Annotated in this window: 27 protein-coding genes; 16 read left to right on the forward strand and 11 right to left on the reverse strand. The window is 61.4% G+C overall.

The annotated features are described in order from the left end of the window. The 4 genes from QMK47_RS13745 to xylA form a co-directional block, all read right to left on the reverse strand. Complete coding sequence (locus tag QMK47_RS13745; RefSeq protein ID WP_003201312.1) at positions 1 to 1,137, reverse strand: sugar ABC transporter permease; 1,137 nt, start codon at positions 1,135 to 1,137, stop codon at positions 1 to 3. Further along, positions 1,138 to 2,694 carry a D-xylose ABC transporter ATP-binding protein gene (gene xylG, locus QMK47_RS13750; protein ID WP_320390413.1) on the reverse strand — a complete coding sequence of 519 codons (1,557 nt, stop codon included), beginning with the start codon at positions 2,692 to 2,694 and terminating at the stop codon, positions 1,138 to 1,140. It lies immediately after the preceding gene. 183 nt (positions 2,695 to 2,877) lie between these two features. Then, positions 2,878 to 3,879, reverse strand: coding sequence for a D-xylose ABC transporter substrate-binding protein (gene xylF / locus QMK47_RS13755; RefSeq protein ID WP_253474271.1), 1,002 nt, complete (start codon positions 3,877 to 3,879; stop codon positions 2,878 to 2,880). 146 nt (positions 3,880 to 4,025) lie between these two features. Continuing rightward, positions 4,026 to 5,342 (reverse strand): xylose isomerase, encoded by a 1,317-nt coding sequence (gene xylA / locus QMK47_RS13760; RefSeq protein ID WP_253474274.1) that lies wholly within the window; start codon positions 5,340 to 5,342, stop codon positions 4,026 to 4,028. Between the two features lie 154 nt (positions 5,343 to 5,496). Here xylA and QMK47_RS13765 point away from each other — a divergent pair, with 154 nt between their 5' ends. From QMK47_RS13765 to QMK47_RS13775, 3 genes are all read left to right on the forward strand, one after another. Next, on the forward strand, positions 5,497 to 6,684 hold the full coding sequence (locus tag QMK47_RS13765; RefSeq protein ID WP_320390414.1) for a XylR family transcriptional regulator: 1,188 nt from the start codon (positions 5,497 to 5,499) through the stop codon (positions 6,682 to 6,684). 268 nt (positions 6,685 to 6,952) lie between these two features. Next, on the forward strand, positions 6,953 to 8,080 hold the full coding sequence (locus QMK47_RS13770; protein ID WP_320390415.1) for a saccharopine dehydrogenase NADP-binding domain-containing protein: 1,128 nt from the start codon (positions 6,953 to 6,955) through the stop codon (positions 8,078 to 8,080). A 3-nt stretch (positions 8,081 to 8,083) separates the two neighbouring features. Beyond that, positions 8,084 to 8,578 carry a DUF2269 domain-containing protein gene (locus tag QMK47_RS13775; RefSeq protein ID WP_320390416.1) on the forward strand — a complete coding sequence of 165 codons (495 nt, stop codon included), beginning with the start codon at positions 8,084 to 8,086 and terminating at the stop codon, positions 8,576 to 8,578. Here QMK47_RS13775 and QMK47_RS13780 read toward each other — a convergent pair. After that, positions 8,575 to 9,060 (reverse strand): thiol-disulfide oxidoreductase DCC family protein, encoded by a 486-nt coding sequence (locus tag QMK47_RS13780; RefSeq protein ID WP_320390417.1) that lies wholly within the window; start codon positions 9,058 to 9,060, stop codon positions 8,575 to 8,577. The two genes, QMK47_RS13775 and QMK47_RS13780, sit on opposite strands and share 4 nt — an antisense overlap. A gap of 112 nt (positions 9,061 to 9,172) precedes the next feature. On the opposite strand from QMK47_RS13780, the gene QMK47_RS13785 reads away from it, so the two are divergent. Further along, positions 9,173 to 10,111 carry a hypothetical protein gene (locus tag QMK47_RS13785; protein ID WP_253474283.1) on the forward strand — a complete coding sequence of 313 codons (939 nt, stop codon included), beginning with the start codon at positions 9,173 to 9,175 and terminating at the stop codon, positions 10,109 to 10,111. A 110-nt stretch (positions 10,112 to 10,221) separates the two neighbouring features. Here the strand turns inward: QMK47_RS13785 and QMK47_RS13790 are convergent, their stop codons facing one another. Next, positions 10,222 to 10,458, reverse strand: coding sequence for a hypothetical protein (locus QMK47_RS13790; RefSeq protein ID WP_003201330.1), 237 nt, complete (start codon positions 10,456 to 10,458; stop codon positions 10,222 to 10,224). 151 nt (positions 10,459 to 10,609) lie between these two features. On the opposite strand from QMK47_RS13790, the gene QMK47_RS13795 reads away from it, so the two are divergent. Continuing rightward, positions 10,610 to 10,951 carry a hypothetical protein gene (locus QMK47_RS13795; RefSeq protein WP_253474286.1) on the forward strand — a complete coding sequence of 114 codons (342 nt, stop codon included), beginning with the start codon at positions 10,610 to 10,612 and terminating at the stop codon, positions 10,949 to 10,951. A 105-nt stretch (positions 10,952 to 11,056) separates the two neighbouring features. On the opposite strand, the gene QMK47_RS13800 is transcribed toward QMK47_RS13795, so the two are convergent. Continuing rightward, a complete protein-coding gene (locus QMK47_RS13800) occupies positions 11,057 to 11,959 on the reverse strand; it encodes a LysR family transcriptional regulator (RefSeq protein ID WP_320390418.1) in 903 nt (300 codons plus the stop codon). A gap of 93 nt (positions 11,960 to 12,052) precedes the next feature. Here QMK47_RS13800 and QMK47_RS13805 point away from each other — a divergent pair, with 93 nt between their 5' ends. From QMK47_RS13805 to QMK47_RS13820, 4 genes are all read left to right on the forward strand, one after another. Continuing rightward, a complete protein-coding gene (locus tag QMK47_RS13805; protein ID WP_320390419.1) occupies positions 12,053 to 13,060 on the forward strand; it encodes an aldo/keto reductase in 1,008 nt (335 codons plus the stop codon). A 112-nt stretch (positions 13,061 to 13,172) separates the two neighbouring features. After that, on the forward strand, positions 13,173 to 13,967 hold the full coding sequence (locus tag QMK47_RS13810; protein WP_320390420.1) for a DeoR/GlpR family DNA-binding transcription regulator: 795 nt from the start codon (positions 13,173 to 13,175) through the stop codon (positions 13,965 to 13,967). 131 nt (positions 13,968 to 14,098) lie between these two features. Beyond that, positions 14,099 to 15,025 (forward strand): Gfo/Idh/MocA family protein, encoded by a 927-nt coding sequence (locus QMK47_RS13815; RefSeq protein ID WP_014338624.1) that lies wholly within the window; start codon positions 14,099 to 14,101, stop codon positions 15,023 to 15,025. 15 nt (positions 15,026 to 15,040) lie between these two features. Beyond that, on the forward strand, positions 15,041 to 15,736 hold the full coding sequence (locus QMK47_RS13820; protein ID WP_301300415.1) for a tRNA (adenine(22)-N(1))-methyltransferase: 696 nt from the start codon (positions 15,041 to 15,043) through the stop codon (positions 15,734 to 15,736). Between the two features lie 135 nt (positions 15,737 to 15,871). Here the strand turns inward: QMK47_RS13820 and QMK47_RS13825 are convergent, their stop codons facing one another. The 3 genes from QMK47_RS13825 to QMK47_RS13835 all read right to left on the reverse strand — a co-directional run bounded on the left by QMK47_RS13825 (position 15,872) and on the right by QMK47_RS13835 (position 17,901). Continuing rightward, positions 15,872 to 16,249: a hypothetical protein gene (locus tag QMK47_RS13825; RefSeq protein ID WP_320390421.1), complete on the reverse strand. Its 378-nt coding sequence runs from the start codon at positions 16,247 to 16,249 to the stop codon at positions 15,872 to 15,874. 65 nt (positions 16,250 to 16,314) lie between these two features. Beyond that, complete coding sequence (locus QMK47_RS13830; protein ID WP_253474301.1) at positions 16,315 to 17,040, reverse strand: CPBP family intramembrane glutamic endopeptidase; 726 nt, start codon at positions 17,038 to 17,040, stop codon at positions 16,315 to 16,317. Positions 17,041 to 17,130: 90 nt separating this feature from the next. Next, complete coding sequence (locus QMK47_RS13835) at positions 17,131 to 17,901, reverse strand: class I SAM-dependent methyltransferase (protein ID WP_320390422.1); 771 nt, start codon at positions 17,899 to 17,901, stop codon at positions 17,131 to 17,133. A gap of 290 nt (positions 17,902 to 18,191) precedes the next feature. Between QMK47_RS13835 and QMK47_RS13840 the strand changes: the two genes are divergently transcribed. Next, positions 18,192 to 18,335 carry a hypothetical protein gene (locus tag QMK47_RS13840; protein ID WP_253478719.1) on the forward strand — a complete coding sequence of 48 codons (144 nt, stop codon included), beginning with the start codon at positions 18,192 to 18,194 and terminating at the stop codon, positions 18,333 to 18,335. An 884-nt stretch (positions 18,336 to 19,219) separates the two neighbouring features. On the opposite strand, the gene QMK47_RS13845 is transcribed toward QMK47_RS13840, so the two are convergent. Continuing rightward, the gene (locus tag QMK47_RS13845; RefSeq protein WP_258691083.1) at positions 19,220 to 20,464 is read right to left on the reverse strand and encodes an acyl-CoA dehydrogenase family protein; all 1,245 of its coding nucleotides are present in this window, start codon (positions 20,462 to 20,464) and stop codon (positions 19,220 to 19,222) included. A gap of 375 nt (positions 20,465 to 20,839) precedes the next feature. Here QMK47_RS13845 and msuE point away from each other — a divergent pair, with 375 nt between their 5' ends. The 6 genes from msuE (at position 20,840) to QMK47_RS13875 (ending at position 26,799) form a co-directional block, all read left to right on the forward strand. Next, positions 20,840 to 21,403 carry an FMN reductase gene (gene msuE, locus QMK47_RS13850; protein ID WP_253474309.1) on the forward strand — a complete coding sequence of 188 codons (564 nt, stop codon included), beginning with the start codon at positions 20,840 to 20,842 and terminating at the stop codon, positions 21,401 to 21,403. A 39-nt stretch (positions 21,404 to 21,442) separates the two neighbouring features. After that, positions 21,443 to 22,540: a dimethylsulfone monooxygenase SfnG gene (sfnG, locus tag QMK47_RS13855; RefSeq protein ID WP_027911753.1), complete on the forward strand. Its 1,098-nt coding sequence runs from the start codon at positions 21,443 to 21,445 to the stop codon at positions 22,538 to 22,540. 14 nt (positions 22,541 to 22,554) lie between these two features. Further along, entirely contained in the window at positions 22,555 to 23,715 is a 1,161-nt protein-coding gene (locus QMK47_RS13860; protein WP_320390423.1) for an AMP-binding protein, read from the forward strand. Positions 23,716 to 23,728: 13 nt separating this feature from the next. Beyond that, complete coding sequence (locus QMK47_RS13865; RefSeq protein ID WP_320390424.1) at positions 23,729 to 24,511, forward strand: ABC transporter ATP-binding protein; 783 nt, start codon at positions 23,729 to 23,731, stop codon at positions 24,509 to 24,511. A 327-nt stretch (positions 24,512 to 24,838) separates the two neighbouring features. Next, positions 24,839 to 25,720: a branched-chain amino acid ABC transporter permease gene (locus tag QMK47_RS13870; RefSeq protein WP_258691086.1), complete on the forward strand. Its 882-nt coding sequence runs from the start codon at positions 24,839 to 24,841 to the stop codon at positions 25,718 to 25,720. 11 nt (positions 25,721 to 25,731) lie between these two features. Further along, positions 25,732 to 26,799, forward strand: coding sequence for a branched-chain amino acid ABC transporter permease (locus QMK47_RS13875; RefSeq protein WP_258691234.1), 1,068 nt, complete (start codon positions 25,732 to 25,734; stop codon positions 26,797 to 26,799). Positions 26,800 to 26,805 lie beyond the last annotated feature (6 nt).

Below are 26,805 nucleotides of genomic sequence, written 5' to 3' on the forward strand. Positions count from 1 at the left end.
TCAGCGCCGCCCCGTCCGCGTACTCACATCCACCCACACCGCCAGCACCAGAATGCTGCCTTTGACGATCATCTGCCAATAACTGTCGACGTCGAGCATGGACATGCCGTTGTCCAGGCTGGTGATGACCAGCGCGCCGAGGAGGGCGCCGTAGACCGTGCCGGAGCCGCCGCGCATGGAGGTGCCGCCGATGAAGCAGGCGGCGATGGCGTCGAGTTCGCCCATGTTGCCGGCCGAGGGTGAACCGGCGGCCAGGCGTGCGGTGTTGACCACGCCGGCGAGGGCGCACATCACGCCCATGATGCCGAAGATCCACAGCTTCACGGCCTGCACGTTGATGCCGGACAGGCGCGTGGCTTCCATGTTGCTGCCCACCGAATAGACACGTCGGCCGAACACGGTCTGGCTGGTGACGTAGCTGAATACGCCCAGCAGGATCAGCAGGAGCAGCACCGGCACCGGGATGCCGTCGTAACTGTTGAGGGTATAGACGAACCCGGCCAGCACCGCGCCGATCACCACCACGCGCAAAACGTCGCGCACCAGGGAGTGGGCCGCGAGGCCATGGAGGGCACGGTTGCGTCGCTGTTTCCAGGTCAGGAACAGCGTCAGGGCGAACAGCAGGATGCCGAGCCCGGTCCCGACCGTGTGCGGCAAGTAACCCTGCCCAACGTAGACCAGCTCCGGTGACACCGGGGCAATGGTAGTGCCGCCGGTGACTCCCAGCAGGACGCCGCGAAACGCGAGCATGCCACCCAACCCGACGATGAACGACGGGATACGCAGGTAGGCGGTCATGTAGCCGTTGCCCAAGCCGATCACCAAGCCGCACAGGGCCACCAGGCTCAGGTTCGCCAGCAGCGGGATGTGATAGACCACGTCGAGAATCGCCGCCAGGCCACCCAATAGCCCAAGCAATGAGCCCACCGACAAATCGATTTCGCCACTGATGATCACCAGCACCATGCCGCAGGCAAGGATCCCGGTGATGGACATCTGCCGCAGCAGGTTGGAGAGGTTGCGCGGGGTCACGAACCCACCTTCGGTCTGCCAGCTGAAGAACAGCCAGATCAGCGCCACGGCGATCACCAGCGCGAGCATTTTGTAGCGGGAAAACAGCTGTTTGACCTGATTCATCTACGCGGACTTCCGATCATTATTGTTATGGCCATCGGGATGGCTGAGCGCGGCGGCGAGCACCTGTTCCTGGGTCAGTTCGTGGTTGATGAAGTCGCCGCGCAACTGGCCTTCGCCGATCACCAGGACGCGGTCGGAAACCCCCAGCACCTCGGCCAGCTCCGAGGACACCATGATGATCGACACGCCTTCGGCCGCCAGCGCGCCCATCAGCTTGTAGATCTCGTACTTGGCACCGACGTCCACACCACGGGTCGGCTCATCGAGAATCAGCACGCGGGGTTTGGTCAGGAGCATTTTCGCCAGCACGGCTTTTTGCTGGTTGCCGCCGGAGAGACTGGTGATCGGCAGGAACGGGCTCGCGGTCTTGAGGTGCATGCGCGCGATTTCCTTGTCGATGCTGCCCAGCTCGGCTTCGGCGTCGATGCGGGTCAGTTTCGAGTAGTTGTCCAGCACCGCCAGGGTAATGTTCTGGCCCACGCCCAAGTCAGGAATGATGCCTTGGCGCTTGCGATCCTCGGGGACCATGCACAGGCCGGCGCGGATCGACTTGAGCGGTGTGCGCGTGTCGATTTTTTTGCCGCCCAGCCAGACTTCACCTTCGTAGCGGCCGGGGTAGGCGCCGAACAGCGCTGACACCAGTTCCGTGCGGCCGGCGCCGACCAGCCCGGCGATGCCGAGGATTTCCCCACGCTTGAGAACCAATGAAATGTCGTCGACCCGTTTGCGCCTGGGGTTGTCGACGTCGTAGCAGGTGAAGTGGCGCGCCTCGAAAATCACTTCGCCGACGTCATGGGGTTCGGTGGGGTAGAGGTTGCTCATTTCCCGTCCGACCATCTGGGTGATGATCTTCGGGATGCTCATGTCCGTCATCGCGGTGGTGGCGATGTGTTTGCCATCGCGGATCACCGAGATGGTGTCGCATACGGCGGCCACTTCATCGAGCTTGTGGGAGATGTAGACGCAGGCAACGCCCTTGGCCTTGAGGTCGCGGATGATGTCCAGCAGCACCTCGATTTCCGAACGGGTCAGGGCCGAGGAGGGCTCATCGAGGATCAACAGCCGCGCCTGCTTGTTCAGCGCCTTGGCGATTTCCACCAGTTGCTGGTAGCCACCGCCGTACTGCGAAACCGGCAGCGAGACGTTCATGTCCGGCACTTTGAGTTCACGCATCAGGGCTTCGGCGCGATGGATCATCGCCGGGTAGTTCATGCGTCCGCCGGGCAGCGTGAGTTCGTGGCCCATGAAGATGTTTTCAGCCACCGACAGGTCGGGGACCAGGGTCAGCTCCTGGTGAATGATGACGATCCCGGCGGCTTCGGTTTCGCTGATGGACTGCGCCTCGAGCGGCTGGCCGTCCCAAAGAATCTCGCCCTCCCAAGTGCCATAGGGATAGACCGCCGACAGCACCTTCATCAGCGTGGATTTGCCGGCGCCGTTCTCACCGCACAGGCCGACACATTCCCCCGGCCTGACCTTGATGTCGATGCCGTTCAGGGCTTTGACGCCGTCAAAGGTCTTGACGATGCCGTTCATTTGCAGCAGGTAGTCGGACATGGCAAGGACTCATGGAAAAGGGCTCACACATCAGCAGTGGGGCAGGCAGTCAAGCCATGTGACCTGTGTGGGAGCGAGCTTGCTCGCGATGGCGGCAGTACATCCAACATTGATGCAAGCTGAACCACCGCTATCGCGAGCGAGCTCGCTCCCACAGGTTTTTTGCTTGATTGCCTGGTCAGATCACTGCCCGGCGATCTGCGCCTTGGTGTAGAACCCGTCCTTTTCCAGCAGGTCGATGTTGTCCTTGGTCAACGGCGTGGGGGTGAGCAGGATGGTGTCGACTTTCTTGCTGCCATTGTCGTACTGCGAGCTGAAGCTGGGCTTCTCGTTGCGCGCCAGTTGCACCGAGAGCTTGGCGGCTTCGGATGCGATCAGTTTCAGCGGCTTGTAGACGGTCATGGTCTGGGTGCCATCGATCACCCGCTTGACCGCTGCCAGGTCAGCGTCCTGACCCGAGATCGGCACCTTGCCGGCCATTTTCTGGGCGGCCAGGGCCTGGATGGCGCCGCCGGCGGTGGCGTCGTTGGAGGCGACGATGCCATCGATCTTGTTGTTGTTCCGGGTCAGGGCGTTTTCCACGATGCTCAGGGCTTCGGTGGGGTTCCATTCCTTCACCCACTGCTGGCCGACGATCTTGATGTCACCCTTGTCGATGGCCGGTTGCAACACCTTCATCTGGCCTTCGCGCAGGACCTTGGCGTTGTTGTCCGTCGGCGCGCCACCGAGCAGGAAGTAGTTGCCCTTGGGCGCAGCCTTCAGCACGCCGCTGGCCTGCATCTCGCCGACCTTTTCGTTATCGAAGGAAATGTAGGCGTCGATATCGGCGTTGAGGATCAGTCGGTCGTAGGACACGACCTTGATCCCGGCCTTCTTGGCTTCGGCGACGGCGTTGGTCAGCACGGTGGCGTTGAATGGCACGATGACGATCACATCGACGCCACGGGAGATCAGGTTTTCGATTTGCGAGATCTGCTTCTGCTCGTTGGCATCAGCGGACTGGACGAAGACCTTGGCGTCGAGTTTTTCCGCCGCCGCGACAAAGTAGTCACGGTCCCGCGACCAGCGTTCCAGGCGCAGGTCATCGATGGAAAAGCCGATCTTCGGATGGGCCGCATCGGCCATGACCGGAAGCGAGAGCAGGGCGAGGGCGCCGGCGAGCAGGGTACGTTTGAATGTATTCATGTGGTGCGTCCTTTTATTGTTGTTTGAAAGACACTGCCTGACGATGAGCGTGATACCGGGTAGAACTGTAGAGCGTTGCAGAGCGCCGTGGGCACAGATTTGTCGCGCGAATGTAACAGCCCCTGCGCCCCGACCATTGCCCGTTGTCAGGGGTAGATGAACCGATTGACCACGTTCTCGAGCATCTCCTGGCGACCGCTGACGGCTTGGGGATTCAGGTCGTTGGTGAAGGCATGCTCGGCCAGTGATTCAAGGCTGAAGTCACCGGCCAGTAGCGCTTTGCCAAACGGCTGCTGCCAGCCGGCATAGCGCTGGTCCTTGAACTGTTGCAACTGATCGTTCTGCACCATGGCTGCCGCGCGCTCCAGGGCGAGGGCGAGGACGTCCATGGCGGCGACGTGGCCGTGGAACAGGTCGATATCGTCCACGCTCTGGCGCCGGACCTTGGAGTCGAAGTTGAACCCGCCATTACCGAAGCCGCCGGCCTTGAGGATTTCATAGGTGGCCAGGGTCATTTCCTCGACGCTGTTGGGGAACTGGTCGGTGTCCCAACCGTTCTGCGGGTCGCCGCGGTTGGCGTCGATGCTGCCGAAGATGCCCAGGGAGACGGCCGTGGCAATCTCGTGATGGAAGCTATGTCCGGCCAGGGTCGCGTGGTTGGCTTCGATGTTGACCTTGATCTCGTTTTCCAGGCCGAACTGTTGCAGGAAGCCGAACACGGTGGCGCTGTCGTAATCGTACTGGTGCTTGGTCGGTTCCTGGGGCTTGGGCTCGATCAGCAGGTCGCCCTTGAAACCGATCTTGTGCTTGTGCTCGACCACCATGCGCATGAAGCGGCCCAGCTGTTCGCGCTCGCGTTTCAGGTCGGTATTGAGCAGGGTTTCGTAACCTTCACGGCCGCCCCACAACACGTAGTTGGAGCCTTTGAGACGCTGGGTGGCGTTCATGGCGCTGAACACTTGCGCGGCGGCGCAGGCGAATACTTGCGGGTCTGGGTTACTGGCGGCGCCTGCGGCGAAACGCGGGTTGCTGAAGCAGTTGGCGGTGCCCCACAACAGTTTGATCCCGGTCTCTTCCTGATGGCGCTCCAGGTGGTCGACCATCTGGGCGAAGTGTTCGCGGTACTCTTTGAGCGAACTGCCTTCCGGGGCGACATCGGTGTCGTGGAAGCAGTAGTAGTCGATGCCCAGCTTGGAGAAGAACTCGAAGGCCGCATCGGCTTTGCCGATGGCAAGCTCCATGGGATCCCCAGCGTGCTGCCACGGGCGCTTGAAGGTACCGGCACCGAACACATCCGACCCCGGCCAGACGAAGGTATGCCAGTAGCAGACCGCCATGCGCAGGTGCTCGCGCATGGGCTTGCCGAGCACCAGTTTGTTGGCGTCGTAGTGACGGAAGGCAAGCGGCGAATCGCTGGCGGGGCCCTCATAGCGAATCTTGTCGACAGCGGGGAAGTACGACATGGGCGAGTTCCTTTTTATTCTTGGCGGTGTCTCGATACTAACGCCGGCCCCGTGGCTGCTGATTATGAAAATCACCAACGGGCAGTTCGATTTTGAGTATTGAGATTCGCTGGCCGCGCGCCTAGTCTGTATCGATCGGCACAGGGTTAAACCAATGAAAACCGTCCCGCCCGTTCACCGCATTGCACTGTTGTTCAACGGCAGCAAGATCTACGACCGCGGCATCATCAGTGGCATCGGCAACTACCTGAGCAGCACGCGCGCGTCCTGGGACTTGTTCCTCGAGGAAGATTTTCTCTGTCGCTTGAAAGGGATCGAACGCTGGCAGGGCGACGGGATCATCGCCGACTTCGACGACCCGCTGATCGGCGAGGCGCTGGCCGGGATCAAGCTGCCGGTGGTGGCGGTGGGCGGCTCCTATCAGGATGAACGCGCCTACCCGAAGGGCATTCCCTATGTCGCCACCGACAATGATGCGTTGATGACGTTGGCCTACGAGCACCTGATCGAGGCCGGATTGACGCGTTTTGCCTGTTTCAGCCTGCCTGAAGCACAAGCCAATCGCTGGGCCCAGGAACGGGAAAAAGCCTTTCGCCGGCTGGTGCAGCGCGATGGCCTGCACGCCGAGGTCTATCGCGGCATGGGCACCAGCGCACCGCTGTGGGACAGCGCCGTCGAACAGCAGATCGCCTGGTTGCAAAGCCTGCCCAAACCCATCGGCATCATCGCCGTCAGCGACGCCCGCGCCCGGCAGTTGCTGCAAGCCTGCCTGACCGCCGGGATCGCCGTGCCCGAGCAAGTGGCGTTGATTGGCATCGACAACGACCCCCTGACCCGCAGCCTGACGCGGGTGCCGTTGAGCTCGGTGATCCAGGGCACCGAAACCATGGGCCGCACCGCCGCACGCCTGCTCCATCAAATGCTGCACGGCATGCCGTCCACCGGCACACAGATTCTGATACCGCCGGACGCGATCAATGTGCAGGTCTCGAGCCTGCATCAACCGTTGGGCAACCCTTATGTCATGCAGGCACTGCTCTTCATCCGCCAATACGCCTGCCAGGGCATTAAGACGGCCCAGGTGGCGGCCTATGTGGGAGTGTCGCGCTCATCGCTGGAATCGCACTTTCGCAAGGAGCGGGGTTGCAGCGTCCACGACGAAATCCTGCGCTTCAAACTGGCCGCCGCCGCCAACGGATTGGAAAACACCAACTCGCCGATTGCCGACATCGCCCAGAATTGCGGCTTCAAATCGGCGCAATACCTGCACACCGTGTTTCGCCGCGAGTTCGGCTGCACCCCTCGGGAGTATCAGCAGGAGACCAATGCGACCGCTCACTGACTCACAGCCGAACCGCTCCTGATGAGCTGACACACCACCCAATAGCTCTTGTGGCGAGGGAGCTTGCTCCCGCTGGGGCGCGAAGCGGCCCTGAAACCTGGCACCCTGGTGTGTCAGGCTAATTGAGTTGACGACATGGGCTGCTGCGCAGCCAACGGGAGCAAGCTCCCTCGCCACAAAGGGACGGTGACCCACCGCAGGGGGTACACCACCGCGTCTTCCTTGTGGCAAGGTTGCGGGCTTCATCGAATATTTAGGGAAGGATGGAATGACGCTCAGGGTGATGGTGGTCGGTGGGTATGGAAACTTCGGCAGTATCGTTTCCAGGCACCTGGTGGTGATGCCAGGCCTACAGTTGGTGATTTCGGGGCGCGACGCCCAGAAACTGCAGCGCAAAATCGCTGAGTTGAACGCTCAATCGGGCGCTGTGTGCGAAAGCTGGTGCGGCGACGCCATGGGGCCGGGCTTCAAATCCGTCCTGGGCTTGATGAACATCCAATGGGTCATCCATACTGGTGGCCCATTTCAAGGGCAGTCCTATGCCGTTGCCGAGAGCTGCATCGAAGCGGGCGTGAACTACTGCGACCTGTCCGATTCCAGAGCCTTCGTCACCGGCATTAGCGCACTCGACGCCCGGGCAAAACAGGCAGGCGTCGCGGTCCTCAGTGGTTGCAGCTCAGTGCCGACGCTCTCGGCTGCCCTCATCGATCAGCAGCGGCATCGCTTTAAACGTATCGACACCATCGAACATGGTATTTCCTCTTCGGCCAAGATGCCGGGGTTGTCCACTGTCGAAGGCGTTCTGGCCTATGCAGGCAAGCCGATCAAGCAACTCAGGAATGGCCGGGGACATGAGGTCCTGGGATGGCAGGACCTGACGCTTCGCAGAATGCGCTCTATGGGCACCCGGGTACTGGCCAATGTCGACGTGCCGGACATGGATATCTTCGCCAGCCGCTATGGGGCCCAGACCCTGAGCTTCAAGGCCGGCTCAGGCCTGAAGCTCGGCGGCATTGCCAACTACCTGCTGGCCCAGGCAATGAGGATGGGGATGGTACGTGACCATGCCCCTTGGGCCGCCAGGCTTCATCGGTGGGGGCTCTGGTTCGAACGATTTGGCGATGGCAAAAGCGCAATGTACATCGACGTCCATGGCATGGGGGCCAATGGCGAACCATTGTCGATGAACGTGCAGCTCACCGCCATGAACGACAAGGGGCCGGAGATTCCCAGCTGCGCAGCCGTTGCCTTGGCGGCAAAAGTCGCCCAAGGGTATCGGCCCGAACCCGGTGCTCGGGCCTGCGTGGGTGAAATCACCGTCGACGAATACATGGCCGCCATCAACGACCCCGAAAACTTGAACCTGTCCGTTCATTTCTCTGAGGAGCAGGGCTGACAGATGCTCTATCTTTGCCTGAAGTACCTCCACATCATTGCTGCCATTTTCCTCTTCGGCTTCGGCATGGGGTCCTATCTTTACCTGATCGCGGCCAGCCGCACCGCCAACCCTCAGGTCATTGCCCACGTGGCCAGGATGGTCGTCCAGTTCGACACTTGGATTACCACGCCGGCGGGCTTTATTCAGATAGCGACGGGTTATCTGTTAATGAGACTGGCCGGACTCCCCCTGACCACGGAATGGATAATGACGTCGTTGATCATTTTCTTTTGCGTGGGGGCGCTGTGGCTTCCTGTGCTGGTGCTCCAGAAGCGTTTATACGTGATGGCTTCGAGCGCGGTTGGGGACGGGCGGGCGCTCGATGATCGATACTCATCCGTGTATCAAAAGTGGTTCTGGATGGGCGTTTTTGGATTTTTGGGGATGTTTGTCATTGTGCTGATCATGGTGACGAAGATGACGCCACCTCAGTGGATCGAGCTACTGGCGGGCTAAGTACCGATCCGTTCCACCGGATTGCTCCCAGGCGTTGGAGCCTTCAAGAAACGCCGCTCATGATCCGGGCTCGGCAAAAGGCACACGTCGTATTTGCCAAACAGCCGATAACGATTCAGGGCAATGCGATCATAGGCCCAGTCCCGAAGCCTGCGAGGGACGTAGCGCAGCAGCTTCACCGGGCGCCAGGCCCAGGGCAGCAGGGCTACGACTTCAAGAATCGCGTCCGAACGCACCCAGTAATGTTGATCGCGAACCACGGCCATGGTGTCGAACTGCTGCAAGGGCAGGCCCGCCCAGGCAAGTAGGGCTTGCCCTTCGGGTGATTGTACGGAGGCCAACCGCACGCGGCGGGCGTGGTCATGGCGGATCAGGAATTTCGCCCAGCCATTGCACAGTTTACAAACGCCGTCGAACAGGACCACTGTCTCGCCTGGCTTGAGCAAGGGCGCGGGTGAGGGTCGAGTTTGGGAGATGGGCATGAATGGGTGTCTACATGGCGCCTGGTTATCCGGATAATACGCCTGTTCCAGCGTCAAGGGGCGACCCGAAGGGCTGCTCGACCATGATGATTTCAAGGGCATGATCCGATCCATGAGCGATGACACCTACAGCCTGTATATACGCTTCCAGACACCCGATCCTGACATCGCCCCACGGGAACGGGCGCCGATGCTTGCTGAGGAGCTGGCCTGGGCGCGTGATCGCGCGACCATGCATCGCTTCAGCTGGATCATGGTGCTGGTGCCGCCGTTGTGCCTGGGCCCGGTGCTGCCGGGCATCGCGTTTCTGCTGGGGCTGCTGGTCTATCAAGGCTTATCCGCCCCAGGCGTCGACCTTGACCGGATCGCCGAGGCCTCCGTTGGCTGGCTGGGGCTCGCCACCTTGCTGTTCATGGCTGCCTGGGTCCTGCATAACTACTTGCGCGATAAGCGCGATCCGACCAAGCGTTATTGGCAATCGATGCCCGATCAAGGGCTGGTCGAACTCGAACGCCACACCCTGGTCTCTGGCATCAGCCTGTGGTCCAACGACTATGATCCGGACTGCAACACCCTCATGCAGTGGTCCAACGGCAAGTTGAAGTGCGTGCAAGACAGCGGTGTATCCCAATGGATTCTGGCCAAGACCGCGGCGGGGCACTGGCTGGTGCTCAAGGAACAATTTTCGGGCGACTTCAGCTACGGGCGAGTAGGGCAAATGCCCGCAACGAACAAGCTGCTGCAACCCCGCCAGCAACTGGCGATCGCTTTCGCCCCCGGCACGAACCTGCAACTGGGCCGACGTTTCGACGGCGCGCCGATGCCATTGGTGGAGACGCCGTACTGGCTGTCTGCCGATGAACTCAAGCGCCTGGACGAGGCCGCCCATCACTGGAATTTTCTACCGCCGAATCGCTATGGGGTGGTCAATGACGAGGATGCCGCGTGGGTGCAACGGTTGCTGAACAGGGCGCAAGCCAGCGTTGGGCCTGTAGGAGCTGTCGAGCGAAGCGAGGCTGCGATATTTCCCGGACATTTGAGCCACAAGTGAAAAGATCGCAGCCTTCGGCAGCTCCTACAGCGCAGCCCAGCGGGAGCAAGCTCCCTCGCCACAATGAATCGAACACATTCCTGGAAGTCCGGCCTGTCCTTGGCCGGGCGCTAAAGCCACGTATTCACCACCCGCCGATCCAGCTCCTCCCAATCCGCCATGCCCAGTACCCGAGTGGTGTTCAACCCGCGTAGATAGCCGCGCAGTTGATTGGCTGTGGCGCGTCTGAGCTCCGGGTCGGGTTCGGTGCTGCTCAACAGCACGCTTTCGTACTGGATCAGGTAATCAGCCACCCGCTCACGGAAGTCGGGCAATACCGCGTCGCGAATCAGATCAAACGTTCTCATGGCTATACCTCATCAATCTTTCTCGGCTTGCAACTATTGCTAGGAGTAATAGTGACCATTACGAAATGCAAGTTTTGCTTTGCCGGCAATCATTGGAAAATCAGCGCCATCAAACACGCAGCCCATTATTTTTGTTTTCAGGACCCCACCCATGCGCCCTTTATTTTTGCTTCCCCTGGCGTTTTCCCCCTTGTTGCTGGCCGGTTGTGCCTCGGCACCGAACGATCCGACCCTGACCTTGCAGACCAACAAGACGCCGGCCCAATACGCTGAATGCGTCATACCGAAATTGCAGGGCAGTGCCTTGAACCCGATGGTCTCGCAGACCCAGCGCAGCTACCGCATCGTGGTGCCGAGCAAAGTCTCGGCGGACAACGTGCTGGAAGCCTACAAGGCCGGCAGCGGCGGCAAGGTGTTCATCTACGAGCGACATTTGCTGGCCTCCAACCTCATGCCTTCAAGTTTTGAACGCGCCGCGCAGGAATGCATCTGACCGGCCCGTAAACGTTTTTCACTGTGCTCCTTTGGTTGGCCGCAACCAACCAATTCCCTTGCCCCGCACCGTCCTCGGTCGCGGGGCTTTTTTTGCCTGCCGGTTTCAGGTTGGCCCATCATCCGCCCGGATGAACTCGATGAACGCCTTCAGGACCGGTGGCACATGGCGTCGGCTGGGGTAGTAGAGAAAAAATCGGCTTGGCGGTGCTTTCCATTGCGCAAGCAGTTCCGTGAGCTGCCCATTGCGGATGTCATCGCGCACCAGCTCCTCGTAGACGTAGGCAATCCCGGCGCCATCTTTTGCTGCCTGGATCATCAGCGCATCGTCTTCAAGAATGAGCGGGCCGGTGACGGACAAGCGCATCGGTTGCCCTTGTGCCTGATACTCCCAGGCATAGAGTTTGCCGCTGGGAAAACGTCGGGCGATACAGGCATGGTCGAGCAAGTCGCGTGGGGCCTGGACGATCCCCTTTGCGGCCAGGTAAGCCTGTGAAGCGACGGTCACGAACGATTGAGGGGGGCCGACAGGGACGGCGATCATGTCGCCGGCCAGGCTTTCGCCAAAACGCACGCCAGCGTCAAACCCGCCGTTCACGATGTCGGTCAAGCCATCATCGGTGACCAGGTCCAGTTGAATACGTGGATACCTGGCCACGAATGGCGCAAGCACTTTCGCAAATACCGCCCGCGCCGCCGGACGCGCCACGTTGAGGCGAAGCTTGCCGGCGGGCACTTCCTGCATCGAGGTCAGTTGCGCCAGCGCATCGGCAACCTGCTGCAGGGTCGGGGCCAGCGTTGCCAATAGCTGGTGGCCGGCCTCGGTCGGGGTAACGCTGCGTGTGGTTCGATTGAGCAGCCTGACACCCAGGCGCGCTTCCAGTGCACGCATCGCGTGACTCAATGCAGAAGCCGAAACGCCACGCTCGTCGGCGGCCTTGCGAAAGCTGCGGTGGCGAGCGACGGCCGCGAAGGCATCCAGTTCGGAAAGATCGGGGTGCTGACTCATGAGTACGGTTCAGTAGTTCAAATACGATTACCTATCTTATCGTCATGAGATTGCTCGCGGATACTGGCCACCATCATCTGTGGAGAACTCGCTATGCAAAAGAATCGTCTTGGATCATCGGATCTTCTGATTTCGCCCATTGGCCTGGGAACCTGGGCCATTGCTGGCACCGGCTGGGAATACAGTTGGGGCGCGCAGGATGACGAGGACAGCCTCGGTGCCCTTGAATATGCCGTCGAACGCGGTGTGAACTGGATCGATACCGCGGCGGTTTATGGCTTGGGCCACGCCGAGCAGCTGGTTGGGCAGTTGTTGCGTCGGGTGCCAGCTTCACGGCGTCCGTTGGTGTTCACCAAGGGCAGTCTGGTCTGGGACCCGGTCACCAAAGCGATCTCGCACTCGCTGGCGCCTCAATCGCTGCTCGCCGAGGTCGAGGCTAGCTTGCGCCGGTTGCAAGTCGAAACCATCGACCTTTATCAGATCCACTGGCCGGCCTTTCCTGCCGACGGCAGTAGCGAAGGAATCGAGAGGGCGCTTTCGGCGTTGGCCACTGCGCGCGAACAGGGAAAAATTCGCGCTATCGGCGTGTCCAATTTCGATGTCGCGCAACTCCAGCGGGCCCAGGCGGTGACCGAGATCGTCTCTCTCCAACCGCCTTATTCCGCCCTGATGCGAGACATCGAAAAGAACGTCCTGCCATTTTGCGAGGAGGTGGGAATGGGCGTCCTGGCCTATTCCACCCTTCAATCGGGACTGCTTTCCGGGAGCATGACCCGCGAGCGCATCGCCCAATTGCCCGATGACGATTGGCGCAAGGCCCGAAGCGCGGATTTCCAGGAGCCTCGTTTGAGTGCGAACCTGGCGCTGGTCGAGGTTTTGGCGGGTATCGGCGAACGACACGGGGTGAGCGCGGCGGCAGTCGCCATCGCCTGGGTGCTGCGCAAGCCGGTGGTGACCGGTGCCATCGTCGGAGCCCGCCGTCCCGGGCAGGTCGATGGACTGATTGCCGGCGCACAGCTGCGTCTCAGCGCCGAGGAAATCGACGAGATTCAACCTTTCCTGCCCTTGGGTATGGGCACGAATGTCCCTGGGAACGCTTGACCTTTATCGTTTGGCCGCCCACTTGAACGAGCGGGTTTGACGCCTCGCTGCATAAGCGGCACTATTTGCTCGTTTGTGATCATTAGTGCTCGTTTATGCAGGTTGTAGTGTCATGACTTCTCCTCACGAAGCGTTCCCCGGCGAACGCCAGCAATTGATCAGCCAGCGTCTCGCCCGGTATGGCCGGGTGATCGCGGCCGACTTGGCCAGCGAATTCAATGTGTCCGAGCACTCGATACGGCGTGATTTGGGCGCATTGGCAGCGGCGGGGGTGTGCAAACGCGTTTATGGCGGCGCGATACTGTTGCCCGCTCCCGAAGGGCCGATGGAGGCACGCGTGCGCAAGGACCCGGCGCGCAAGGGCAGTCTCGGCCAAGCGGCCGCTGCACTGCTGCGCGCGGGCCAGCACGTCTTCATCGACGCCGGGTCAACCAACCTGGCCGTGGCCTGCGCCATCGATCCGCAACTTCGGCTGACCCTCACCACCAATTCGCCGTTGATTGCGGTTCAGTTGATGAAATTGCCCCGTGCCGAAGTCATTCTGTTGGGTGGCCGCTTGAGTCCAAACGCGGGGGGTGTGATCGGGCTGACGGCTGTCCAGCAGTTGCGTCAGTTCAGTTTTGACGTGTGCTTGCTCGGTGCCTGCGCCATCGATCCGGACAATGGCGTCACGGCGTTCGGCCTGGACGACGCGGAGTTCAAGCGCGCGGTGGTCGCGGCAAGCGGGCAGGTGATCGCGGCGGTGACCAATGAGAAGCTGTCCAGCGTTGCCCACTACCAGGTGGCCTCCTGCGAAGAAGTCACCGCCCTGGTGGTGGAGCACGATGCGCCGCGGGAGCGGCTGGAGCCCTTCTTCGGCCGGGTGACCAACGTCGTGACGGCAGCCAGTGAGCCGCGGCAAAGCTGAGGTCTTTGCTGCACGGCTGTTGCCCAATTGCGCAGGACAATCGTATAGAGACTGCACGACCCCCATTGTCCGCCGGGCGATTTGCGTCTAGTTTGCTGGCCGATCACAAGTACAAAAATCAGGAGTCATCGATGCAACCGATTCGTCTCGGGCTGGTGGGCTACGGCAAGATTGCCCAGGATCAACATGTTCCAGCCATCCACGCCAACCCCGCGTTCCAACTGGTGGCTGTCGCCACGCAGGGGCAGCCTTGCGCCGGGGTGGAGAACTTCCGCTCCCTGGGCGAACTGCTCGAAAACGGTCCGCAGGTCGATGCCATTGCGTTTTGCACTCCGCCACAAGGTCGATTCGCCCTGGTGCAACAGGCGCTGGCGGCTGGCAAACACGTGCTGGTGGAAAAACCGCCGTGCGCCACATTGGGTGAAGCCATGGCGTTGGTGGAGCAGGTCCGCGAGCAAGGCGTCAGCGGCCTGTTCGCCTGGCATTCGCGTTACGCGCCGGGCATCGAAGCCGCCCGTGACTGGCTGGCGAGTCGCACCTTGCAGAGCGTGCAGATCGACTGGAAGGAAGATGTGCGCAAGTGGCACCCCGGCCAGGCATGGATCTGGCAACCCGGTGGCCTGGGCGTCTTCGATCCGGGTATCAATGCCTTGTCGATTGTGACCCATCTGCTGGCGTTGCCGCTGTTCGTGGAGTCCGCCGAGTTGCGCGTGCCGGACAACTGCCAGTCGCCGATTGCCGCCAGCATCAAGATGGCCGACGCGCGCCACCTCGATATTCGTGCGGAATTCGATTTCGACCATGGTCATGACGAGCTCTGGAGCATCGAGATTCGCTGCGCCGAAGGCGTCCTGCGCCTGGACAACGGCGGTGCGTTGTTGAGCATCGACGGCGTGGGCCAGGCGGTTTCCGAGGAGGGCGAATACGCGGCGGTATATCGACATTTTCAACAACTGATTGCCGACCAAACCAGCGACATGGACCTGCAGCCGCTGCGGTTGGTCGCGGACAGCTTTTTTGTCGGCAGTCGGACGGCGGTCGAGCCGTTCTACGATTAATCCAGGGAACTGCAGTTGAACGAACAGACATTGTCCATGCGCCTGGAGCGCGTGGCGGCGCATATGCCGGCGGGCGCGCGACTGGCCGATATCGGCTCGGATCACGCTTACCTGCCGGTGGCCTTGCTGCGCCGTGGTGCCATCGCGATGGCGGTGGCGGGCGAGGTGGCGCTGACGCCGTTTCGCGCCGCCGAACGCACCGTGGGGGAGAACGGCCTGGAGCAGCAGATCAGCGTGCGCCTGGCCAATGGCCTGGCGTCGATCGAGCCGGAAGACGGGATCACGGCGATCAGCCTCTGTGGTATGGGCGGCGAGACGATCCGCGACATCCTGGACAGCGGCAAAGCGCGGTTGAGCGGTCAGGAGCGCCTGATCCTGCAACCCAACGGCGGCGAGCAGCCACTGCGCCAATGGCTGATGGAGAACGACTACCGCATCCTCTGCGAGGAGGTGCTGCGGGAAAACCGTTTCTACTACGAGATCATCGTCGCCGAGCGCACCGGGCCGGTGACGTACACCGCCGAGGAGCTGTACTTCGGCCCGCTGCAGCTGCAAGCCCGCACCCCGATCTTCCTGGCCAAGTGGCAGCGCCTGCTACGCCAGAAGCAAAAGACCCTCACCAGCTTCGCCAAGGCGCGGCAAGCCGTGCCGGAAGAGAAGCTGCAAGACATAGCCCGGCAGGCCCGCTGGATCACTGAGCTGTTGGCTTGAGTCGCATTGAGGTTGGCTGTGCCGACGTCATCGCGAGCGAGCTCGCTCCCACAGGGGTGCGCAAGGCCTTTCTGTGGGAGCGAGCTTGCTCGCGATGAGGCCATCAGCTAAATGCCACGGTCTCCAGCCGCCTGACTATCGACCCATCACCGGGTAGTGCTTGATACGACATGCATACGAGTTGCCGTCGCCTTTACAGACGCCATCCAGGTAGCGGTAGTCGACCTGTAGTGACTGTCCTTTCCGGGGCCATTGCCGGCGGGGGAGCGTGGCTTGGTAGTCCGGGGTTTCCGGGGTGAAGGTGAGCGATGAGCCTTGCGTTGGACACTCCACTGAGGCGGATTTCGGCCTGGCTTTCACGATCTTCGCCTGAAGCTGCGGGTAGGGTTGTTTCAGGACCTCGACGATACGCAGCTCCAGGTGGCAGATTTGCCACGTCGAGGCCTGGACGGGCCCACTCAGGAAGGCGAGCGTCAAGACAAACAGTCCGAGGCACGCTGCGTGAGCGTTCATGGTTGCCCTTGTTTGAGGTGCTGACGTTTGCGAAATCATAGCGTGGCATTGCGTCTTTGCCTGATTCAACCGTAAAGCCCCATCAGAGAGAAGGATTTGTCAGTGCTCAGAGCAACCATTTCGGCCAGCGAATGCAGGAGCACCGGCACCAGCAGGCCACCGCTGACCACTCTTGCGATAGCGAATATGCCTCCACAGGCGAAGATCAGCACGACGGTGATCCAGTTCCCGTATTGGATGTGCATGCCGGCGAAGATCGCTGAGGTCACGATGATCGCGATCCATGTCCAGGCCCGGCTGTTCTCGTAGGGAAACAGCCGCAGCATGTAATGGCGGAAGAACAGCTCTTCGGCGATGGGCGGCAGCACGATCAGCGAGGCGATCTTGATCGTGGCCTGCCAACCGTTGAGCCCGTCCAGGAGCTCGGCCATGAACACCTCACGCGGCAACCCGAGCACGAGGACGGCGACCCCGAAAAGCAGGTAGGCCCCGATAGTGCCGATCGCCCCCCACTGCAGGGGTTTGCGAACGGCATGACCACGCCACTGCGCGCGCGGATCGGTGCGGTATTGCCAGGCGAAGAGGGCGAGGAGAACCAGCGCGGTGATGCCCGAGGTAGTCGTGAACGTCAGGTAGGCCTGCATGTCCGCGGGGACGAAAAGGACTTCGGGCACTGCAGCCAGAAAGACTATCAGGGTCGCAAGCGCAAACATCCCGAGCCGGGGAAAGAAGCGGTAGGGCGGTAAAGTGGCGGCGGGAGCAAATTCAGGGGCGGCACAAAGATTCGTCACAGTCACTCCATGAGTGCAAGGAAAAAGGCATGATGCCAGTGTTTTGGGGGCGTCAGGTACGAGTTCCTGGTGGGTTGATGGCGTCGTGATTCAATCCAGGCGGCGACATGAATAAGCGTGGGTCTGATAAGGGAACTCGATGTGCTTGCGCCCGCGCAGCGCCGGATGGCTCTGAATCAAGGCCCGTAGTTGATCCGCTACCCGTTTCTTCTCTGCGTCAGGCAGCGCTGCGATGAAGCTCACGGACAGAAAGCGATCCAGGATGACTGTCTCGGGGCTGCCTGCGTGGGTGTAACTAAAACAGGTCAGTTCGGGTTCCGAGAAGTAACGTCCGTTGAAGGGGCGTCGCCAGTTTCCAGTATGAAAGCGTGGGGTATCGCCTTCGAAGGGGGTGATGATTTTAGTGATGTCGGCCACCCAGTCCACTGACTCATCACGCACGTTCCAGATCAGGCCGAGCCGGCCGTCCGGTTTGAGTACTCGGTGAATCTCTTGGAGCGCGGTTTCATTCGCGAACCAGTGGAAGGCTTGGGCGCATACGAGCGCCTGCGCCGTCCCTGCCTCGAGGGGAATGGATTCGGCCGTTCCCTCCAGAATCCTGGTGTTCGGCAGATGCTTGGCAAACTCGATTCGCATCGCCTCGACCGGTTCGATGGCGATGGCGTTGATCGCCATTGAGTCCAGCAGGCGAGTAAATTTACCGGTACCGGCTCCTAACTCAATGACTGTCGATCCTGGGCTGATTTCCAGTGCACTGCTGAGCCATGCCGGTATTTCGCTTGGGTAGTCTGGGCGCCCTTGGGTATAGGTGCTGGCTTCTGCTGAGTATCCTATCTGAGCGGCCTTATGGATAACTGTCATCTTCAGCGACCCTTCGGGTGGATGGGGGTAGATGGATTATGCGGTGTGTTTAGGTCGTCAGCTAGTTGATCCTTTTTGTGCTTGGTCTCGTGTGTTTGCGTTGGGGTAGATCGTTTATCGGGATTTTGGGATTGGTTGGTGTGTATATCCGTTTCTGGGGTAACGGCTGCTTATGGTTCCGCTCTTACAGCGGGTCACTTTTGAAGAGCGCAAAAGTAACCAAAACGCTACATGCCCCACCACTTGGCACCTCGCCTAGGCTCGGTGTGCCCTCACTCCGGCATTGCTCCGTGGGCCGCCGCGAAGGGCCATCCATGGCCCAGCGCGGCTACCTCGGCATCCATGCCGAGGTGCCCACTGCGCAATGCCTGCGTTCGGCCATCGTGGTTAACGGGGCGCCCCAGATCAAGATCAAAATCGAGGCGGCCTTATAGCCGACCTGGCTCTCCCGGTCATACATTCGTCAGTTCTGTGGGAGCAAAGCTTGCTCGCGAAGAGGCCAGCACATCCAACATCTTCATCGACTGAACCACCGCCATCGCGAGCAAGCTCGCTCCCACAAGGGGTTTGTGGCGAGCACAGGATTTTTGAACGCTCGAGAACCCTGTGGGAGCGAGCTTGCTCGCGATAACGGCAGCACAGCCAACATCACCGCCAACTGACCCTCCGCTATCGTGAGCAGGCTCGCTCCCACATGGATTTACAGGTGTTCACAGCCTCTGTACACGACACAAAAACCTGTGGGAGCGAGCTTGCTCGCGATGACGTCAGCACCGCCAACATCACCGCCAACTGACCCTCCGCTATCGCGAGCAAGCTCGCTCCCACATGGATTTACAGGTGTTCACAGCCTCTGCACACAACACAAAAACCTGTGGGAGCGAGCTTGCTCGCGATAACGCCGGCACAGCCAACATCACCGCCAACTGACCCTCCGCTATCGCGAGCAAGCTCGCTCCCACAGGAGGAACACGGTCTTACCAAGAGCCAGGTCGGCTGTTAGGCCGCCTCGCGGTGGACGTTGATCTCGGGCGCCCGTTAACCACGCTGGCCGAACGCAGGCATTGCGCAGTGGGCATCCCGGCATGGATGCCGGGATAGCCGCGCTAGGCCATGGATGGCCCTTCGCGGCGGCCCACGGAGCAATGCCGGAGTGAGGGTATGCCGAGCCTAGGCGAGGCACCAAGTGGTGGGGCATGAGCGTTTTGCTTACTTTTGACTGGGCCGGCTCCCGGGCTTTTCAAAAGTGACCCGCCGTAAGGGCGGAACCCTAAGCCGCCGTTACCGCAGCAACGGATATACACACCAACCCATCTACTCAAAGCTGCTTGGACCCCCCGCCAATCTGCCAAACATACGGCGGCTCCGTACCATTGATTTCCCAATCACCAATAATGCGCTCCTTGTAGATCAACGGATTATGCGAAGCAGCAGTGCGGGCATTGCGCCAGTGACGGTCGAGGGCTTTGCTGGTGCTGGTGGCCGAGGCACCCAGGGCATTGAACAGATCACTGGTAGCGCGTAACACCAGGTCGGAAATCACCACCTGGGCCTGGGCCGATTCCAGTTCGGCGGCGATGTTGGCGGTGTGTTCGGTCTCGGCGTTCTGACTGAAGCGGCTTTCGTAGGCGCGTTGGGAGGCGCTCGCGGCTCGCAGGGTGGTGGCTTCTGCGGCATAGACCTGGGCCGAGGCCCTACCGACCACTTGCTGCACCTGCACATCCTGGCTCACTTCGCTGGCGTTGCCGGTGCTGAAGACCCGCGTGCGTTTGCGCACTTGCTCGGTAATGTCATGAACCGCCGCGCGGCCGGCACCGGTCAGCACGGCCAGCAACACCAGTTGATAAAACGCGGTCTGGTATTTGAAGCGGGTAGAGAAGTCGATGAGATTTTCCGCCTCGACCAACGCATTCTCGAACAGCGACGTGCCGCTGCCGGTGGTGCGTTGGCCAAAACCGTCCCAGTCATCGCTTTGCTTGACGCCCGGCTGATGCACACGCACAGCGGCAATCACGTCGGCGCCGTTGTCGTCGCGTTGGGCATACACGTCGATCCAGTCGGCGAAGATACTGCCGGTGCTGTAGTACTTGGTGCCGTTGACGACCCACTGATCACCCTGGCGAGAAACCCGAGTAACGACGTCGCCGATTTTCACGGTGCCGACTTCCGTCCAGGCATTGCCCACCAGTTCACCCTCGACGAAGCGCTTGAACCAGATGTCTTGTGGGCTGCTGGCGTGGGCGTTGAGACGGTCCTCGACAAATGCAAAGTGCCCGCGCAGCGCCTGGGGCAGGTTGGAATCGGCTTCGGCCAGTTCGATCAGCAGTTGCAACAGCTGCGGCAACGAAGCCCCGGCGCCGCCATATTCGACCGGTACGCGAATGGCACCAAAGCCTGCTTCCTTCAGCCATTTCACCTGTTCAAAGGGCAGGCTGCGCGTCTGCTCACGCTCCAGGGCGCCGGCCTGGATGCGTGCAAAGATCGGCCGAAAGCGTTCGGCCAAGGGCTCATAGTCGGTGCCGGTGGACAGTATCGGCGGCAGGTGTTGTTGCTGTGCGGTCATGGTGATGTTCCTTCTTATGACGAATAGGTGGGCAGGGGAGAAACCTGCCGGTGCCAGCGGCTATTGCACAGTCCATGCCTGAGGCCCAACGCCCGTAAATACGGGCCTGTACAGCGCTCATCAGGGAAAGGGCTGCCCTCGCTGCGAACAATCTGTTGCGCAACTGTGTGCCCGGCAACAGTTGCTGCCACACACATCGACGCGGCGAATGTTCGTCAGGCAACAGTGGATCAACAGCTTGTCCGTCAAGCGACAGTGAGATGATCCGGAAAAGCTCCTAAGACATTGATTAATAAATGAATATTCAAATGGCACGGTTGCTGCTCTACACCTTGTGCAGACGCTGAGGTGGCGTCTCCAGGCATGGGGTAAACGATGAGCAAGCAATTCAAAGTGGTGGCGGTGTCAGGCAGCGTGCAGCACCCGTCACGCACGCTGGTCCTGCTCCAGGCATTGGTCGACAGGCTCGGGCAGCAACTGCCGATCGAGCTGCGTCTGATCGAACTGGCCAAGGTCGGCCCCCAGTTCGCCGGGGTCTTGCGTCGCGAGGCGTTGCCGGCTGCCGTGCAGGATGACCTGCAGGCCATTGAGTCGGCTGATCTGTTGATTGCCGCCAGCCCGGTGTATCGGGCTTCGTACACCGGCCTGTTCAAGCACCTGTTCGATTTCGTTCATCACGAAGCCCTCAAGAATGTACCGGTGCTGCTGGCCGCGACGGGGGGCTCGGATCGCCATGCCTTGATCATCGATCACCAACTGCGGCCCCTGTTCGGCTTCTTCCAGGCCCTGAGCCTGCCGGTGGGGGTCTATGCCAGCGAAACCGATTTCACCCAATACCAGATCTCCAGCGCACAGGTGCTGGAGCGTATCGAGCGCGCCGTCGAGTCGGCGTTGCTGAGCCTGGTCCCGAGCGTTCGACGCGACGCCAGTGCCGCCTGATCAATTTCTTCTTTCAAAACGAGCCGTGGAGTACATGCAATGAGCCAGGACACGATCAAATTTGCCTACTGGGTGCCCAACGTCAGTGGCGGGCTGGTGGTCAGCAAAATCGAGCAACGCACCGACTGGGGCATCGACTACAACCGCAAGCTGGCGCAGATCGCTGAAGCGGCCGGCTTCGACTACGCCCTGTCCCAAGTGCGCTTCACCGCCGGTTACGGTGCCGAATACCAGCATGAGTCCGTGGCGTTCAGTCATGCCTTGCTGGCCGCCACCACGCGCCTGAAAGTCATCGCCGCAGTGTTGCCTGGGCCGTGGACACCCTCGGTGTTGGCCAAGCAGATCGCAACCATCGATCACCTGACCGGCGGGCGGGTGGCGGTCAACATCGTGTCGGGCTGGTTCAAGGGCGAGTTCACCGCCATTGGCGAGCCATGGTTGGAACACGATGAGCGCTATCGCCGTTCCGAAGAATTCATCACCGCCCTCAAGGGCATCTGGACCACCGACAACTTCACCTTGCGCGGTGACTTCTACCGCTTCCACGACTACACCCTCAAGCCAAAACCACTGCAGCAGCACCCGGAGATCTTCCAGGGCGGCAGCTCGCGGGCGGCGCGGGACATGGCGGCCCGGGTATCGGATTGGTACTTCACCAACGGCAATACCGTGGAAGGTGTCAAGGCGCAGATCGATGACCTCCAGGCAAAAGCCGCGGCCAACAATCACAAGGTCAAGGTCGGTGTAAACGCCTTCGTCATTGCTCGTGACACCGAAGAAGAGGCGCGTGCGGTCCTTGCCCAGATCATCGACCAGGCCGACCCCGAGGCCGTCAATGCCTTCGGCGATGCGGCGAAGCAGGCCGGCAAGTCCAGCCCGGAAGGCGAGGGCAACTGGGCCAAGTCCAGCTTCGAGGACCTGGTGCAGTACAACGATGGCTTCAAGACCAACCTGATCGGCACACCGCAGCAGATCGCCGAACGCATCGTCGCGCTCAAGGCCGTGGGTGTGGATCTGGTGCTCGCCGGCTTTCTGCACTTCCAGGAAGAAGTCGAGTATTTCGGCCGTAAGGTCCTGCCGCTGGTGCGTGAGCTGGAGCAACGCAAAGTGGCAGCCAAAACGGCGGCAGTCGCTTAGGCGCGGGAGGCAACATGGGCACGTTCACCGACACTCTCGACGCGGCACCGGCCAGCTTGCCCCAGTGGTTGCAGCAACAGGCGCATCGGCATGGCGCGGATGTCGCGCTGCGCCATAAGTACCTGGGTGTCTGGCAGGAGCGGACCTGGGCGCAAGTGGCCGATGAGGTGCGCCGTTTGGCGAGTGCCCTGCAAGCCCGCGGTTTTTCAGCGGGCGCGACCCTGACGATCATCAGCCGACCCAGGCCGCAGGCGCTGCTTGCAGCCTTGGCCGCGCAGTGGCTGGGAGGCGTGGCGAGCCTGTTCGACCCGTTGGAGGCATCGGCCGAGCAGGTGCTATTGCTCGGCACGCTGCAGCCGGATTTCGTCCTGGTCGAAGGCCTGGAGGAGATGCTGCGTCTGCGTGCGGCGCAGGTGGTTGCACGTGTGCTGGTTTATCTCGACAAGCGTGGCCTGGCCGATTCGACGCCATTCGTTCAAGCGCTGGATTACGCCGCGCTGGTTGCCGAGCGACCAACCGATGAACGGGCACCGCAAGGGCAAGTGCTGCAAACGGCCTTTGTGTTTTATCGCGGGGCTGGGCAGGCGATTGAAGAGCAACGCGTCAGCCACGCCGAGCTGCTGCAGGAGGGCCAGCGGTTGGTGACGCGCGAAGGCCTGGGACGGCAGGAAGAGGCATTGTCCGCCCGGGCGTTCGCCTCGGGCGGACAAGCCCGCTATCTGCTGGCGCCTTGGTTGATAGCCGGTTTTCGCCTGAATTTTCCAGAAAACCTGGCGACCCGTGATCGCGACCGCCGCGAGCTGGGCCCGACGCTGGTGGCTGGAACGCGCGAAACCTATGAGCGTTTGTACCGTTATGCGCTGGAGCGTTTGCCGGTGCCGGGCAGTTGGTCGCGTGGGCTGGTGGACTGGGCGTTGGCGGCCCATCCCGACGTCTTGCAACGGCATTTGGGTGACTGGCTGGTGCGCCGGCCTTTGCGCGACGTGCTGGGGTTCTCCCGGACCCGCGCGCCGCTGCTGGTGGGCGATGCGTTGCTGCCCCAGACCCAGGCGTTTTTCCAGGCATTGGGTATCAGGGTTCGCCAGTGGAGCGATGCGGCCCACTGGGAAGCGCCGACGCATCTTGTGCAGCAAACCACCGATGACTGGAGCGGGCTCCAGTCGCAACTGGCCTGAGAGGAGACGCGCCATGACCCAGACGGCCACCGCGCATTTGCTGGAGCTGGACCATATTTCACTGTCATTCAAAGGCGTCAAAGCGGTCACGGACATCAGTTTTCGTGTCGCCACCGCAGAGATCTGCGCCTTGATCGGCCCCAACGGTGCAGGCAAGAGCTCGCTGCTGAATGTCATCAGCGGCGTGTACCAGGCCCAGGAGGGGCATATCCGTTTTGATCGACAGGAGCGGCGCCGGATGCGCCCCCACGATGTGGCGGTACGCGGCATCGCCCGCACGTTCCAGAACATTGCGCTGTTCAAGGGCATGAGCGTGCTCGACAACGTGCTCACCGGACGCAACCTCAAGCGGCGCAGCACTTGGATCGAGCAGGCGCTGCGCATCGGTCGCGCCAGGGCCGAGGATGACCGCCAGCGCGAAGCGGCCGAGCGCGTTATCGCGTTCCTGCACTTGCAGCCCTGGCGCGACACCCTGGTGGGCACGTTGCCCTATGGCTTGCAGAAGCGCGTGGAGCTGGCCCGGGCGCTGGCGGCGGAGCCTCGGCTGTTGCTGCTGGACGAACCCATGGCCGGAATGAACGCCGAAGAGAAGCAGCAGATGAGCCGCTTCATCGTCGATATCAATCGTGAACTGGGCACCACCGTGGTGTTGATCGAGCACGATATCGGCGTGGTCATGGACATCAGCGACCACGTGGTGGTGCTCGATTACGGTCGCAAGATCGGCGACGGCTCGCCCGAAGACGTACGGCAGAACCCCGAGGTCATTTCGGCCTACCTGGGCACTCGCCACTGACACCGGATATTCGACGCCTTCCCGCTGGGCTCTGTAGGAGCTGGCGAAGACTCGGGCCGCGTTCGGACGATCTTTTGACTTTTCGCTTGAGACTCAAGTGTCTGGGGAAAGATCGCAGCCTCGCTCCGCTCGACAGCTCCTACAGGGGATCGCCTGTGTAGGAGCTGGCGAAGCCTGCGATCTTTTGACTTTTCGCTTGAGACTTAAGTGCCTGGGGAAAGATCGCAGCCTCGCTCCGCTCGACAGCTCCTACCGCGCAGCCCAGCGGGAGCAATCTCTGGCCACAGGATCCTCGTTTGTATTGACCGAACAGTATTAGGAACAGCGATGGAATTTTTCTTTGAAGTATTGATTGGCGGGCTGTTGGCGGGGGTGATGTACGCCTTGGTGGCCATCGGTTTTGTGCTGATCTACAAGGCCTCCGGGGTATTCAATTTCGCCCAGGGCGCGATGGTGCTGTTCTCGGCGCTGACCTTCGTCAGCCTGCTGGAACGCGGTGTGCCGTTCTGGCTGGCGTTCCTCATCAGCCTGGCGGCGATGCTGCTGATCGCCGTGGCCGTGGAGCGTGTGGTACTGCGCCCTTTGGTCAACCGTTCGCCGATCACGCTGTTCATGGCCACCCTTGGCCTGTCCTACGTCATCGAAGGGTTCGCCCAGGCGCTGTGGGGCGCCCAGGTGCATGGCCTGGAGCTGGGCATCAGTGACGAACCGCTGGAGCTGGGCGGGATGTTGTTGTCGCAGTTCGACATTTTTGCCGCGTTGACGGCGGCGTTCCTGGTGCTGCTGCTGTCCTGGCTGTTCAACAAGACCCGGCTCGGATTGTCGTTGCGGGCGGTGGCCGATGACCCGCTGGCGGCACTGGCCGTGGGCATCCGCTTGCAGCGAGTGTGGGTGGTGGTGTGGGCGGTGGCAGGGTTTGTCGGGTTGGTCGCCGGGCTGCTCTGGGGCGCTCGCCTCGGTGTGCAGTTCTCGCTCTCGCTGGTGGTGCTCAAGGCCTTGCCGGTGCTGATCATCGGCGGCTTCACCTCCATCACCGGCGCGATTGTCGGCGGCTTGATCATCGGCGCCTCGGAGAAGCTGGCGGAGGTTTACCTCGGGCCCTTCATCGGCAGCGGCATCGAGAACTGGTTTCCCTACGTGCTGGCGCTGCTGTTTTTGCTGGTGCGTCCGGCGGGGTTGTTTGGCGAACGGGCCATCGAACGGGTTTAGGGGAGCGCATGATGTTTTATCGAGAAGCAGGCCAGTTCAACACCCGCTATGCCCAGGACCGCCGAGTCTTCGCGCTGCGCCAGGACCGTCATGGGCTGATCGCGTTGCTGCTGTTTGCCTTTGTCGTGGTGCCCTGGCTGGGCAATGACTACTGGTTCAGCGCGATCCTGATTCCATTCCTGGTGCTGTCCCTGGCCGGGTTGGGGCTCAATTTGCTCACTGGTTATGCCGGGCAACTGTCCCTCGGTTCTGCGGCGTTCATGGCGGTGGGCGCCTTTGCCACTTACAACCTCGAAGTACGGGTCGCCGGTTTGCCGTTGTTGGTCAGTATCGCCCTGGGCGGGTTGACGGCGGCGTTGGTGGCGGTGCTGTTCGGCCTGCCGAGTTTACGCATCAAGGGCTTCTACCTGCTGGTCTCGACCCTGGCGGCGCAGTTCTTCGTGACCTGGGCGCTGACCCGGTTCAGTTGGTTTTCCAACAACAGCGCCTCGGGCGTGATCAGCGCGCCGCGCCTGGAGGTATTGGGGGTGAACCTCGACGCGCCGGCCGGCCGCTATCTGCTGACCCTGACGGTGGTGGTGGCGCTGTTCTGGCTGGGCAAGAACCTGGTGCGCAGCGAGTTGGGGCGCAACTGGATGGCGGTGCGCGACATGGACACCGCCGCCGCGGTCATCGGCATTGCATTGGCAAAAACCAAGTTGCTGGCGTTCGCCATCAGCGGTTTTTTCCTCGGGGTGGCCGGCGCGCTCTGGGCCTTCGCTTACCTGGGCACGGTGGAGCCCCACGGGTTCGACCTCAATCGGTCGTTCCAGATCCTGTTCATCATCATTATCGGCGGCCTCGGCAGCCTGCTGGGCAACTTCCTCGGCGCGGCCTTCATCGTGCTGTTTCCGGTGTTGCTCTCGAACCTGGTGTCGCTGCTGCCCGGCGGGCTGGTGGACGCCGGCCAGGTGGAGAACCTGCAGAAGATGATATTCGGCGCCCTGATCATTCTGTTCCTGATCAAGGAGCCAGAGGGCCTTGCGCGCCTCTGGCAGAGATTTCGCCAGCGCGCTCGGCTGTGGCCGTTGCGCTACTGAGCGATG

Origin of the sequence: Pseudomonas sp. P9_35 (assembly GCF_034008205.1) — a bacterium.
GTDB classification, from domain to species: Bacteria; Pseudomonadota; Gammaproteobacteria; order Pseudomonadales; family Pseudomonadaceae; genus Aquipseudomonas; species Aquipseudomonas kilonensis.

Coding starts and splice junctions, on each gene's coding strand:
- QMK47_RS13825 (WP_320390421.1), bottom strand. CDS start 16,249: ATGAACGCTCACGCAGCGTGCCTCGGACTGTTTGTCTTGACGCTCGCC.
- QMK47_RS13865 (WP_320390424.1), top strand. CDS start 23,729: ATGACCCAGACGGCCACCGCGCATTTGCTGGAGCTGGACCATATTTCA.
- QMK47_RS13780 (WP_320390417.1), bottom strand. CDS start 9,060: ATGCCCATCTCCCAAACTCGACCCTCACCCGCGCCCTTGCTCAAGCCA.
- QMK47_RS13815 (WP_014338624.1), top strand. CDS start 14,099: ATGCAACCGATTCGTCTCGGGCTGGTGGGCTACGGCAAGATTGCCCAG.
- QMK47_RS13770 (WP_320390415.1), top strand. CDS start 6,953: ATGACGCTCAGGGTGATGGTGGTCGGTGGGTATGGAAACTTCGGCAGT.
- QMK47_RS13785 (WP_253474283.1), top strand. CDS start 9,173: ATGAGCGATGACACCTACAGCCTGTATATACGCTTCCAGACACCCGAT.
- QMK47_RS13870 (WP_258691086.1), top strand. CDS start 24,839: ATGGAATTTTTCTTTGAAGTATTGATTGGCGGGCTGTTGGCGGGGGTG.
- msuE (WP_253474309.1), top strand. CDS start 20,840: ATGAGCAAGCAATTCAAAGTGGTGGCGGTGTCAGGCAGCGTGCAGCAC.
- QMK47_RS13745 (WP_003201312.1), bottom strand. CDS start 1,137: ATGAATCAGGTCAAACAGCTGTTTTCCCGCTACAAAATGCTCGCGCTG.
- xylA (WP_253474274.1), bottom strand. CDS start 5,342: ATGTCGTACTTCCCCGCTGTCGACAAGATTCGCTATGAGGGCCCCGCC.
- xylG (WP_320390413.1), bottom strand. CDS start 2,694: ATGTCCGACTACCTGCTGCAAATGAACGGCATCGTCAAGACCTTTGAC.
- QMK47_RS13860 (WP_320390423.1), top strand. CDS start 22,555: ATGGGCACGTTCACCGACACTCTCGACGCGGCACCGGCCAGCTTGCCC.
- QMK47_RS13795 (WP_253474286.1), top strand. CDS start 10,610: ATGCGCCCTTTATTTTTGCTTCCCCTGGCGTTTTCCCCCTTGTTGCTG.
- QMK47_RS13765 (WP_320390414.1), top strand. CDS start 5,497: ATGAAAACCGTCCCGCCCGTTCACCGCATTGCACTGTTGTTCAACGGC.
- QMK47_RS13835 (WP_320390422.1), bottom strand. CDS start 17,901: ATGACAGTTATCCATAAGGCCGCTCAGATAGGATACTCAGCAGAAGCC.
- sfnG (WP_027911753.1), top strand. CDS start 21,443: ATGAGCCAGGACACGATCAAATTTGCCTACTGGGTGCCCAACGTCAGT.
- QMK47_RS13875 (WP_258691234.1), top strand. CDS start 25,732: ATGTTTTATCGAGAAGCAGGCCAGTTCAACACCCGCTATGCCCAGGAC.
- xylF (WP_253474271.1), bottom strand. CDS start 3,879: ATGAATACATTCAAACGTACCCTGCTCGCCGGCGCCCTCGCCCTGCTC.
- QMK47_RS13810 (WP_320390420.1), top strand. CDS start 13,173: ATGACTTCTCCTCACGAAGCGTTCCCCGGCGAACGCCAGCAATTGATC.
- QMK47_RS13800 (WP_320390418.1), bottom strand. CDS start 11,959: ATGAGTCAGCACCCCGATCTTTCCGAACTGGATGCCTTCGCGGCCGTC.
- QMK47_RS13775 (WP_320390416.1), top strand. CDS start 8,084: ATGCTCTATCTTTGCCTGAAGTACCTCCACATCATTGCTGCCATTTTC.
- QMK47_RS13790 (WP_003201330.1), bottom strand. CDS start 10,458: ATGAGAACGTTTGATCTGATTCGCGACGCGGTATTGCCCGACTTCCGT.
- QMK47_RS13845 (WP_258691083.1), bottom strand. CDS start 20,464: ATGACCGCACAGCAACAACACCTGCCGCCGATACTGTCCACCGGCACC.
- QMK47_RS13805 (WP_320390419.1), top strand. CDS start 12,053: ATGCAAAAGAATCGTCTTGGATCATCGGATCTTCTGATTTCGCCCATT.